9 protein-coding genes are annotated in these 13,118 nt (G+C 33.9%); 1 reads left to right on the top strand and 8 read right to left on the bottom strand.

From position 1 onward, the window contains the following. Positions 1–33: 33 nt before the first annotated feature. Positions 34–2,337 (bottom strand): NADP-dependent malic enzyme, encoded by a 2,304-nt coding sequence (locus tag Q0876_RS00150; RefSeq protein WP_299222806.1) that lies wholly within the window; start codon positions 2,335–2,337, stop codon positions 34–36. A 175-nt stretch (positions 2,338–2,512) separates the two neighbouring features. On the opposite strand from Q0876_RS00150, the gene Q0876_RS00155 reads away from it, so the two are divergent. Then, complete coding sequence (locus tag Q0876_RS00155) at positions 2,513–4,864, top strand: DUF5686 family protein (protein WP_299222808.1); 2,352 nt, start codon at positions 2,513–2,515, stop codon at positions 4,862–4,864. Positions 4,865–4,868: 4 nt separating this feature from the next. Here Q0876_RS00155 and queG read toward each other — a convergent pair whose 3' ends face one another. The 7 genes from queG to Q0876_RS00190 form a co-directional block, all read right to left on the bottom strand. Beyond that, a complete protein-coding gene (gene queG, locus Q0876_RS00160) occupies positions 4,869–5,795 on the bottom strand; it encodes a tRNA epoxyqueuosine(34) reductase QueG (protein WP_299223928.1) in 927 nt (308 codons plus the stop codon). A gap of 2 nt (positions 5,796–5,797) precedes the next feature. Then, entirely contained in the window at positions 5,798–7,132 is a 1,335-nt protein-coding gene (locus tag Q0876_RS00165; RefSeq protein WP_299222810.1) for a cytochrome P450, read from the bottom strand. A 49-nt stretch (positions 7,133–7,181) separates the two neighbouring features. Beyond that, positions 7,182–8,204: a Holliday junction branch migration DNA helicase RuvB gene (ruvB, locus tag Q0876_RS00170; protein WP_299222812.1), complete on the bottom strand. Its 1,023-nt coding sequence runs from the start codon at positions 8,202–8,204 to the stop codon at positions 7,182–7,184. A 69-nt stretch (positions 8,205–8,273) separates the two neighbouring features. After that, positions 8,274–10,067 carry a cbb3-type cytochrome c oxidase subunit I gene (locus tag Q0876_RS00175; RefSeq protein ID WP_299222814.1) on the bottom strand — a complete coding sequence of 598 codons (1,794 nt, stop codon included), beginning with the start codon at positions 10,065–10,067 and terminating at the stop codon, positions 8,274–8,276. Between the two features lie 3 nt (positions 10,068–10,070). Further along, a complete protein-coding gene (locus Q0876_RS00180; protein ID WP_299222816.1) occupies positions 10,071–11,150 on the bottom strand; it encodes a cytochrome c oxidase subunit II in 1,080 nt (359 codons plus the stop codon). A 26-nt stretch (positions 11,151–11,176) separates the two neighbouring features. Continuing rightward, positions 11,177–12,532 (bottom strand): quinol:cytochrome C oxidoreductase, encoded by a 1,356-nt coding sequence (locus Q0876_RS00185; protein WP_299222818.1) that lies wholly within the window; start codon positions 12,530–12,532, stop codon positions 11,177–11,179. 24 nt (positions 12,533–12,556) lie between these two features. Beyond that, entirely contained in the window at positions 12,557–13,117 is a 561-nt protein-coding gene (locus tag Q0876_RS00190) for a cytochrome c (RefSeq protein ID WP_299222820.1), read from the bottom strand. Between the last annotated feature and the right edge of the window lies 1 nt (position 13,118).

Consider the following 13,118-nt stretch of genomic DNA (forward strand, 5'->3'; position numbering starts at 1 on the left):
AATGTAATAAAATTATTTACATTTCAAAGGTGCTTATTTCTCTAATGTTTCTCGTTTTTGTTGTGCTTTCTTTTCTTTTTGTTGAGCATCAATAACAGCGATTGCTGTCATGTTAACAATTTCGTCAACACTAGCATCTAATTGAAGAATATGAACAGGCTTTCGCATACCCATCATTATTGGACCAATAGAGTCTGCTTTATTCAATTCCTTTAAAAGTTTATAAGTAATATTTGCAGATTCTAAATTTGGAAAAATAAGTGTGTTTACTTTTTTTCCTGCCAACTTAGAAAAAGGGAATATATCTTGTAACATTTCGCTATTTAAAGCGAAGTCTGTTTGTAACTCACCATCAACTAATAAATTAGGATGTCTCTTGTGAAGATATTCAACAGCTTCACGAACCTTCGTTGCTGTTTGATTTTTAGAAGACCCAAAATTAGAGTATGAAGTCATGGCCATTACGGGTTCCATACCAAACATCCTAACTACTTTTGCTGTCATTTGCGCAATTCTTGTTAGGTCATTAGCTGAAGGGTTTATATTGATTGATGTATCACTTAAAAACATTGGACCACGTTGTGTCATCATCACATTTGTAGTTGCAACACGTGTGGCGCCTGGCGCCAAGCCTACGAGTTCTAACATGGGCTTTACAACTGATGGATAATTGCGTGAAAAACCTGATATCAGAGCATCTGCATCACCTTCATTTACCATCATTGCGGCAAAGTAATTACGCTCTCTCATGATCTTTTCAGCTGAAAAGCGAGTTACACCATTTCGTTTTCGTTTTTTCCAATAGACTTCAGCATATTTATTTTTTCTTTCTATTTCTTCATCAGATTTAGGGTCAATAATTTCTACATCTGCTTCAAATTCTATTTCTTCCATAAGTTGAAGAATAGCATCTTTTCTTCCTAATAATATAGGAATTGCTATCCCTTCATCATGAGCAATTTGAGCCGCCTTCAATACATCTAATTGATCTGCTTCAGCAAAAACCACACGTTTTGGATTGAGTTTCGCTCGATTGTGTAATAATCGTACAATCTTATTGTCTGAACCTAATCGTTGCAGTAACTCTTCTTCATATTTTTGCCAATCTTCAATAGGTTCTTTAGCGACTCCACTTTCTATAGCTGCTTTAGCAACAGCAGGAGGAACTGTAGCAATTAAACGCGGATCGAATGGTTTTGGAATGATGTAATCCTTTCCAAATGTTAAACGCGTCTCTCCATATGCGATGTTAACCTGTTCAGGAACAGGTTCTTTGGTAAGTTCTGCTAATGCTCTCACTGCTGCCATTTTCATAGCTTCATTAATCTTTGTTGCACGAACATCTAGCGCTCCTCTAAAAATAAACGGAAATCCAAGAACATTATTAACCTGATTAGGATGATCACTACGTCCAGTAGCCATAATTATATCGTCGCGAGTATCTATAGCTAATTGATATTTTATTTCAGGGTCTGGGTTGGCCATTGCAAATACAATTGGATTTGCAGCCATAGTTTTTAGCATTTCTGGGCTAACAATATCTGAAGTCGATAATCCAATAAACACGTCGGCATTAATCATGGCTTCATCTAAAGTATCCATTTTTCTATGGGTAGCAAATTCGGCTTTTTGAGCAGTTAGGTTGTCGCGGTCATTCCTAATAACACCTTTACTGTCAAGCATTACCATGTTTTCACGTTTAGCTCCGCAAGCTTGATATAATCTAGAACAAGAAATTGCTGCAGCTCCAGCACCACTAATTACAATTTGAACATCTTCTATTTTTTTCTCAGCAAGCTCCAAGGCATTTATTAAAGCGGCAGCAGAAATTATTGCAGTACCATGTTGATCATCATGCATTACTGGAATATCAAGTTCTTCCTTTAAACGTTTTTCTATTTCAAAAGCTTCAGGAGCTTTTATATCTTCTAAGTTAATTCCTCCAAATGTTGGTGCAATATGTTTTACCGTTTGTATAAACTCTTCAATATTCTCAGTGTCAACTTCAATATCGAACACATCTATATCAGCAAAAATTTTAAATAATAGCCCTTTACCTTCCATCACTGGTTTAGAGGCTTCGGGGCCAATATTTCCTAATCCTAAAACAGCAGTTCCATTTGAAATAACTGCCACTAAATTACCTTTCGCAGTATATTTATAGGCATTGTTTTTATCTCTTTCAATTTCCAAACATGGTTCGGCTACACCAGGAGAGTATGCTAAAGATAAGTCTCGTTGCGTTGCATATTTCTTAGTTGGCAACACTTGAATTTTACCAGGTTTTGGTTTAGCATGATATATTAAAGCTTCTCTTCGTTTACTTTGTTTGCTCATAGAACATAAATTAACTAAATGCTACTAAGGTTTGTAGTAACTATAAATGAATTACAAATGTAACTGTTTTAGAAGAAAAGAAAGGCTAAAAAAAGGGATTAAGAACCTACTTTTAAAAAACAATACTTTATTTTAGATGTTTCCGTTTTTAAGTTAACAAACCTTAACTGCTTTAATGAAAAAATTAATATTTTTTATCGCATTCATTTCTTTCAATGCGTATTCACAAAGAACCTCAACTTTTAAAATTTTAGACTCAATTACCAAAACACCCATTGCATTTGCCAATATTATTTTTGATAATGATAATTATAGTGGAACGATCTCTGACATTGACGGAACGTTTTCTATAAAACCTTCAACTCAAAACGTTACTATTAGTTATGTTGGTTATGAGACATTAACCGTTAATGTTGAATCTTTTAAAACTAACACAATTCTTCTCAAATCTAAAATTGATGAACTTGATGAAGTGATTATTAATTCAGATTACAATCCTGCAATTGCTATAATGAAAAAAGTGATTGCCAATAAAGATCTTAACAATCCTGAAAACATTAACTCTTTTAGTTATAAAGCCTATAACAAAGTGTTTTTTGATTTTATTGGCTCTGGAGAATTAGATTCTATTAATGATTTTTTTGAAGACAAACACGTATTTATAAATGAAACGATTTCAAGACGTAATTATATAAAACCCGACCTAAAAGAAGATATTATTCTAGCAACTAAAGTCTCTGGGTTCAAGGATCCTTCATTTGGCACACTAGCAACAGACTTTCAACCTTTTTCTTTTTATAAAGACGTAATTGATTTGTTTGAAATAAAATACCTCAACCCAATTAGCAATGGTAGTATCAAAAAGTATGCGTTCAAATTAGAAGACGAATTTATACAAAATAAGGATACTGTTTTTATCATTTCATTTAAACCCAAAAAAGGAAAAAATTTTGACGGTCTTAAAGGGTTATTATATGTAAATTCAAATAAATATGCAATTCAAAATGTAGATGCCGAACCTTACTTAGAACAAAAAACTACAATCAAAATTCAACAAAAATACGCATTAGTAGATAGCACCTATTGGTTTCCTCAACAGCTCAACTTTGTGGCTACTATTGGTAATGGTGACTTTTCAATGCGCTACACTGGTAAAAGTTACTTTGATGACATTGCTACTAATACTTCTTTGAATCGTAAAGATTTTTCTTTTGAGTCTGTTACCTTTTCAAAAGATGCTACAAAAAAATCTGATCAGTTTTGGGCAGCTAATAGAAGGGATAGTTTAAATAACAAAGAGCATATTACCTATAAATTTTTAGATAGCATTGGTGATAAATTTAATTTTGACGGTAAATTGAAACTCTTTAGCAGTATTGCAACTGGGCGTTATCCATTTAAATATATAGACTTAGATCTAACCAAAATTGTTGCCTATAACAAATATGAAAAACTAAGACTTGGTGCTGGTTTCATAACTAATGATGACCTATTTAAAAATCTATACTTTGGTGGTTTTTTTGGTTATGGTTTTGGTGATAAAGCATCTAAGTATGGCGGACACATAACTGCTAAAATCCCAGGAAAACGTGATATATCTTTTACGCTCAGTTATGAAAATAATTTAAGGGAAGCTGGTACCAATCTATTGGAAAAAAATTACAATCTAATTCCGTTAAGAAATATTTTAGCTGAACGCATGGATAACATCAAAGCATTAAGCCTTGAAAGCAATTTAAAACTATTTCGGAATTTTTACTGGACATTTGAATTGAGTACCGCAGAAATAGTACCAAAATATGAGTATCAGTTTTTTGACAACAATCAACTAATTACAGCATACAACAATACCGAATTTAAAGCTGGCTTTAGTTATTTTGTAAGAGAAGAAGTCGTTAACGCATTTAACACTAAGCTTAGGACTTATAGTGATTTTCCTGTACTTAATTTTACTTACTCTAAAGGGTTAAAAAATGTTTTTGATGGTGATTTTTCTTATAACAAATATGAGTTTAGTATTAACCATACATTTAACATCACTAATGTAGGTAAAACAAGATATAGACTTGAAGCTGCACATGTAGACGCAAATATCCCTTATGGGCTGTTACTTACTGGAGAAGGCACGTATGATGTTAATTATCCAATCATAATTCATGACCACTTTCAAACCTCTCAACCCTATGAATTTCTTTCAAATTCTTACATTAATCTATTTACAACACACGATTTTGGTGGTCTCTTATTTAAAAGTGGTCGGTTTCAACCAGATATAATTTTACACAATAACTTAGGTTATGGCAGTCTTTCAGATAATTTTAGACATCAAAATATTATTTTTAAGGAAAAAGATGAGGTGTTTTTAGAAACCGGATTAGAACTTAGAAATATTATCAAATTAAATTATTTTGACATGGGCTCTTTTGGTCTTGGGTTGGGTACGTTTTACAGATATGGTTACCACAATTTACCTAAGACCAGTGATAATTGGGTTTTTAAATTTGCAGCTGGGTTTACGTTTAAATAGGCAATTATTCATTTTTTAAAAACTTGATATTTCGTTGTAAACCCTCAAATTTTGTTCGCTTTACTGCCGAATTTTTGAACACCTTATTAAATGTTTCCCGAGTCACCTCTTCCCAATCTTTCTTTGACATAGACAACAACTCTGGGTTAGGATTAAATAAAGGCTCTTGATGTGGTTTTGAAAAACGATTCCACGGACAAACATCTTGGCATACGTCACAGCCAAACATCCAGTCATCAAACTTACCTTTAAACTCTGAAGGAATATTTTCTTTCAACTCTATTGTAAAATAAGAAATACATTTACTACCATCTACCACATAAGGTTCAGTAATAGCTTCTGTAGGACATGCATCTATGCATGCGGTACATGTTCCACAATGATCGGTAGTTGCATGATCGTATTCCAATTCTAAATCAATGATCAATTCGGCTACAAAGTAAAATGAGCCTACTTGTTGCGTTAGTAAATTACTATGCTTACCTATCCAACCTAATCCCGATTTTGCAGCCCATGCCTTATCTAAAACTGGAGCAGAGTCAACAAAAGCTCTACCATACACATCACCAATTTGTTCTTGAATTGCATTTAGTAACTCCCTCAATTTATCTTTTATCACAAAATGATAATCGGTTCCGTAAGCATATTTTGATAGCTTATAACTGGCTTTATTTTGAACTTCTGAAGGGAAATAGTTTAGCAATAATGAGACCACACTTTTTGAGCCTTCAACTAGCTTAGTTGGATCTAAACGCTTGTCAAAATGATTTTCCATATACCTCATCTCGCCATGCCTATTCTTATTAAGCCATTGCTCTAAACGAGGTGCTTCATCTTCTAAGAATTCTGCTTTTGAAATACCGCAAGACAGAAAGCCAAGGCGCTTGGCTTCAGACTTTATAAATTGGCTATATCTTGATTTATTCTCAATCACTAATCTCTACTAGTAAAATTTAAAAATGCATTTTTGGGTTTCAAGGTTATTAAAGGTGTAATATCAATGGTCTTAAAGTTTGCCTGAATTTTAAACTGAGATATTATTTCATTTACAGCAATAATCATTTCGAACATGGCAAAATTATTTCCAATACATTTTCTTGGACCAGCACCAAACGGAAAGTATTGCGATGAGAATTGTCGGCTACCTTTACTGAATCGTTCTGGCAGGAATTTGTTTGGTTGTTCCCATAATTCTGGATGACGATGTATTTCATAAACTGAAAACAACAAATTAGATCCTGATTCAAATTTCATCGACTCAAATTCGTCTGGAGCTATATTTACACGATCTATAAAATACGCTGGAGGGTATAAACGCATAGACTCTTCGATAACTTGCTGGCATACTTTTGAGGACATTATGATAGTCATTAAATCATCTGTATTTTTTTTTACTCTTGTAATCTCATCATAAATTTTTTCTTGCCATTCTGGGTGTAAAGCTAACAGCTGAAACGTAAATGTAAGTGCATTGGAAGTTGTTTCATGACCTGCAGTAAACAATATTAATATTTCATCAATTAGTTGTTCTTCGTTCATGAAGCTTCCATCTTCATATTGTGCTTCTAGCAACATATCTAACAGATCGTTCTCTTTCGTTTCAGACAAACGTCTTTGGCTTACAATTTGTTTTAATATTTGTCTAGCCTCTCGAGTAAGTTCAATATGTTTTTCAATTTTTCCACTAAGATTAAACCACCATCCTAAATACGGTTGACGCAACTCTTTAACTAACATTTTTTGAGCTGTTTCTGTAATATATTGAAGTCTATTAATATCTTTCTGATTAGCAGCGCTGCTGAATAATGATTTCACAACCGTTTGAAAAGCCAAGTCATTTAGAATAGGAAATATATCAATATGCTCATCTGACTGAATACGCTCATACTCAGAAATGATAGCATCTTTAATAGATTGAAGCAAGTTATTTAATTGTTTTTTATGAAAGGCTGGCTGGATCAACTTTCGTTGTTTTCGCCAAAACTCACCTTCAGAGGTCAACAAACCTTTGCCCACATATTTACTTAAATCTTTAGTTTGAATTTTAGACTTAACGTAGTTCTTTTGATTCTTCTGAAGTACATATTCAGCAAAAGCTGCATTTCTACAAAAAAAGACACTTGTATTGAAACCTATCTTCAGCCTAAAAATATCGCCTTGTTCTATAAAATTTTGATGGTGAAACGGTAATGGGTTCTTTAATATATTGGCTGAATGCTTTAAAAATCTAGTTAAAGGAACAGTAGGTATTTGTTTCGATGTGTTCATTCCATATGTCCTTTAAAATACCAGAAAACATTAAAAAATAAAATAAATATCAAAACAGACCGCCTTGAATTGATCCTTTAATTTTTCCTAGATGTTTGTAGGCTAGTTCAGTTACTTCTCGACCTCTGGGTGTACGCATAACGAAGCCTTGTTGTATTAAAAAGGGTTCATAAACCTCTTCAATAGTTTCTGCGCTCTCACTTACTGCTGTTGCTAGTGTAGTAATTCCTACAGGGCCACCCTTAAATTTATCTATGATAGTAGATAAGATTTTATTGTCCATCTCATCTAATCCATGTGCATCAACATTAAGGGCTTTTAATGCAAACTTAGCTATTTTTATATCGATATTTCCGTTTCCTTTTATTTGAGCAAAATCTCTAACACGTCTTAAAAGTGCATTAGCAATTCTTGGAGTTCCTCTACTTCTCCCAGCTATTTCTACAGCTGCTTCCATGGAGATCGGAACCTCTAAAATTGAAGCGCTTCGTTGAACAATAGTAGACAATAATTCAGTATTGTAATATTGAAGTCTACTTTGAATACCAAAACGAGCACGCATGGGTGACGTTAATAATCCTGACCTAGTTGTAGCACCTACTAAAGTAAAAGGGTTCAAGTTAATTTGTACTGTTCTGGCATTAGGACCAGATTCGATCATAATGTCTATTTTATAGTCTTCCATAGCCGAGTAAAGGTATTCCTCAACTATTGGACTCAAACGATGAATTTCATCAATAAATAACACATCACGTTCATCTAAGTTGGTCAATAAACCAGCTAAATCTCCTGGCTTATCTAAAACGGGTCCTGAGGTCACTTTAATCCCTACACTCAGTTCACTTGCTAAAATATGAGCTAAAGTAGTTTTACCTAGCCCTGGTGGCCCATGAAATAGCGTATGATCTAAAGCTTCATCTCTTCCGTTTGCTGCTTGAACAAATATTTGGAGGTTCTCCAAAACTTGATCCTGACCTGTAAAATCATCAAATGATAGTGGTCTTAATTTTTTTTCTACGTCTAACTCTTCAGAAGAAAAATTATCGTTTGTTGGATCTAAGTTCTCGTTCATATAACACAAATATAAAAAAAGCCTCTCGTTATCTACGAAAGGCTTTTCAATATTTTTTAAATATGAGTTTTAGTGTTGTAACTCTTCTTCTCCTTCTTTAAGAGGGATATGCTGAGGCACAAAATCATCATCATGTCCTGGTTTACTATAATCGTAAGCCCATCTATGCACGTGAGGAATCTCACCTTCCCAATTACCATGGATATGCTTTATTGGAGCTGTCCATTCTAAAGTAGTAGACCTCCATGGGTTTTGTGTAGTACGCTTTCCGTAGAAAATACTAACAAAGAAATTATATAAATAAACCAATTGGAATACACCACCTACTAAAGCAAAAACAGTAATAACAACATTTGCGTTAGCTAGATCATCAAATAATGGGAAATTACTATTAGTATAATAACGTCTTGGTAAGCCTGCCATGCCTATAAAGTGCATAGGAAAGAATACACCATAGGCACAAATTGCTGTTACCCAGAAATGAATATACCCCAAATTTTTATTGAGCATACGACCAAACATTTTAGGGAACCAATGATATATACCTGCAAACATACCATACAATGCTGATATACCCATTACCAGATGGAAGTGAGCTACAACGAAGTAAGTATCATGAACATTAATATCTAATGCACTGTCTCCTAAAATAATACCTGTTAGACCTCCAGTGATGAATGTAGAAACAAACCCAATAGAGAATAACATGGCAGGATTCATTTGTATATTTCCTTTCCATATGGTAGTAATCCAGTTGAAAGCTTTTACTGCCGATGGTATAGCGATTAATAAGGTTGTGAATGTAAATACAGAACCTAAGAACGGATTCATTCCTGAGATAAACATATGGTGACCCCAAACTATAGTAGACAAAAATGCAATTGCTAAAATAGACATGATCATAGCACGATATCCGAAAATTGGTTTACGTGAGTTAGACGCCATAATCTCTGATACTAATCCCATTGCTGGTAAAATTACAATGTATACTTCTGGATGTCCTAAAAACCAAAATAAGTGTTCGAACAATACTGGTGAACCACCTTGGTAGTGTAATACTTCACCTTGTATAAATATATCTGACAAAAAGAAGGACGTACCAAAACTTCTATCCATAATTAATAATAGAGCAGCAGATAGTAATACTGGGAATGAAACAACACCAATAATTGCAGTTACAAAGAATGCCCATATAGTCAATGGCAATCTAGTCATTGACATCCCTTTAGTTCGTAGATTTATAACAGTAACTATATAGTTAAGTGATCCAAGTAATGAAGAAGCAATAAAGATAGCCATAGATACTAACCACAAGGTCATACCCATACCTGAACCTCCTTGAGCCATTGGCAAGGCACTTAATGGTGGATAGATTGTCCAACCTGCTGCGGCAGGTCCAGCTTCTACAAATAAAGAAATGATCATCACAACACTAGATAAGAAAAACAACCAATAAGAAACCATATTCAAGAATCCTGACGCCATATCTCTTGCTCCAATTTGTAATGGAATAAGAAGGTTACTAAAAGTACCACTCAATCCAGCTGTTAACACAAAAAATACCATGATAGTACCATGTATTGTAACTAAAGCCAGATAAATATCTGCATCCATAACACCATCTGGTGCCCATTTTCCTAACAATGCTTCAAAAAGCACATTTGGTTCTTCTGGCCATGCAATTTGCATACGGAACATCATTGACATTAGAACACCAATAACACCCATTATAGTTCCTGTAATTAAGTATTGTTTAGCGATCATCTTATGATCTTGACTAAAGATATACTTGGTTACAAAAGTTTCTTTATGGTGATGATGTCCGTGATCGTCGTGAGCGTGTGTATCTGCGTGTGCTGACATAATCTAATAACTTTTTAAATCTTCTTTAATTAATGAATTTTCGAACGTCTTTTGTTCTTTGAGCCAAGCGTCATACTCTTCTTGAGTCTCTACTACAATTTTCATTTGCATATTATAATGTGATTTTCCACAAATCTTATTACATAATAACAAATAATCAAACTCATATATTAGTTCTTGACCTCTTTCTTCTATAGCTTCTTTATTTTCTGCTCTTAGTGCATTGATATGCTTAACCTTATCAACAATATCAGGATTCTGACGCATTTCTGCAGTAGTTACAGTTGGAGTAAATCCAAATTGAGTTACCATTCCTGGAACACAATTCATTTGCGCTCTAAAGTGTGGCATATAAGCAGAGTGTAAAACATCTTGTGAACGCATTTTAAATAACACTGGTCTGTCAACAGGTAAGTGTAATTCGGTAGTAATGATATCATCTTGCGCATTTGGATCAGATTCATCTAGACCTAATATATTAGCTTTATCAATATCAATTAATCTAACATTAGCCATACCTAATACATTATCTTCACCTGCGTAACGTGCTTTCCAGTTAAATTGTTGAGCATAAAGTTCAACTACTAAAGGATCTTCACTTTCATCAATATTCATAATACTATTCCAAGTAAACAAACCATAGATAATCAATCCGGCTAATACAACTACAGGAATGAACGTCCAAATAGCTTCAAGCGTATTATTATCGGCATAAAATAATGCTTTCTTACCTTTTTCACCTTTATATTTGTAAGCAAAATAATGAAGTAAAAATTGAGTGAATGTTTGTACTATGAAAATGATAACCATAGAAATAATCATCAAATTGTCAAGTTCTGGTCCGTGAGCAGAAGCAGAATTTGACATTAATGGCAAGTCTCCTAAGTACCAAAAACTAACAATGGTGATAATGTAGATGAATGCTAAAAAGCCCATCATTAAATAACCATTGATCTTATTATCCTTATCTGTTGCCACAGCACTTTCGTTAGATCCTGCTTGTGCAAGGTCAAATATCTTTACCATTTGCCAAATTGCAACAGCTATGAAAAGTACTATTATAATTGTTAAAAAAGCAGTCATTGTCGTTTCTCTTCTTTATTTAGTTTTTAATAATGGAAATGTTCACTCTCTTTAATAAATGGGTTCCCTTTTGCTAATAATGGAACTTTAGTCAATGCCGTAAAGACAATGAGTATAAATAGTCCCGCAAATAATAATATTGAACCAATTTCTGGAATACCAATAAACCATCGATCTCCAACTGTTGCAGGCATTATCATATTGAATACATCTATGTAGTGACCACATAAAATAACGATCCCAGCCATTACAACAAACCAAGGAATACGCTTGTAATCGCTATTCATTAAGATCAATAATGGAAATATGAAATTCATTGCTACCATACCTAAGAATGGCAACTGGTAATCTTGAAAACGTGTTACAAAATACGTTACTTCTTCTGGTATATTTGAATACCAAATTAGCATGAACTGTGAGAACCATAAATAAGTCCAGAAAATACTAATAGCAAACATGAATTTAGCTAAATCATGCAAGTGGCTATCGTTAACAAACGGTAAATAATTTCTAGATTTAAGGTACATTGTTATCATAGCGATTACAGTAATTCCGCTTACAAACATAGAAGCAAATACATACCAACCAAATAAGGTTGAGAACCAGTGAGGGTCAACACTCATGATCCAATCCCAAGACATCATTGATTCTGTATAGATATAAAAAACTAGAAATGCTGCAGAGATACGAAAAGTCTTTTTAAAGTTTTTATTATCGTCTGCATTATCTTGAGCAATAGAGAATTTACGAGCGAAGTATCTGTACAAACTCCAACCGCCTAAGAAGATCAAACCTCTTATAAAAAATCCTGTTTTATTTAACCATCCAGATTTTCCTGCAACTAATGCATCATAATTTTCATGTCCAGGTTGAGTGACTCCTTCTTTTAACCAAACAAATAAATGGCTATCTGCAAAAAATGCAATTGCTAGAACAATTAAGCCTCCAGGTAGCACATAGTATGTAATCCCTTCCATAACTCTGAATAGCACTGGTGACCATCCTGCTTGTGCTGCCCATTGTATACCATAAAAAGCCAGCGCGCCTAGAGCTATCATAAAGAAAAAGAATGCGGCAACATATAAAGCAGCCCACGGTCTATTATGAATTTGATGTAAGACATGTTCTTCATGACTCATTTCGTGGCCTCCATTAACGTGTGATTCATCACCATGCGCATCTGCGTCTGCATGATGTGTTTCATCGGCATGAGCTGTAGCATGAACTTCGCCATGACCATGATGTTCACTCGCTAATAATTCCTTTACATCTTCTTCAGTTTCATATTTATGAGAATCCCAAAAACCGTAACCAACTCCTATAACACCTAATATAATTAGTACTATTGAGAATGTTTTTAATTTATTTGAAAATGTGTACATATCTGTGTGTAATCTTTATCTATCTTATTTTTCTAGGTCAGCTTTCAACTTCAGCACGTATTCTACTACTTGCCAGCGCTCTTCCTCATTTAATTGATTTGCGTAAGAACCCATTGCATTTTTTCCATAATATATGGTATGATAAATACTTCCGGCTGTAATAGCACGACCAGCATCATCATAGCTAGGAACACCTAATATTTTTTCTCTCTTTACGAGCTTTCCTTGACCTTTTCCTTTATTACCATGACAAATTCCGCAATATATATCGTAAAGCGCTTTGCCTTTTTCACTATCTATTTGCATAGAGTCTAAAGGACTTATTAATGTTTCTTTAGCTAATAGATAACCATCGTTTGTGTTCTCTATTTCAAAAGGCATATGATCTCCTCTAGGGATAGAGCCTTCTGCAGGTAATTGAGCTTCCATTCCTTGAGGAAAAGCATCAGAATCCTGATATGCTTCGTAACCTACTGGCTCATACATGTTAGGCATAAACTGATAGTTAGGCCTTGTATCCTTTTTACAAGCTACTATGCTGGCAAATACCATTATTACTGTTACTATTTTAAATAAGCTTTTCATC

The organism is uncultured Psychroserpens sp., from assembly GCF_947503375.1.
Taxonomy (GTDB): Bacteria; Bacteroidota; Bacteroidia; order Flavobacteriales; family Flavobacteriaceae; genus Psychroserpens.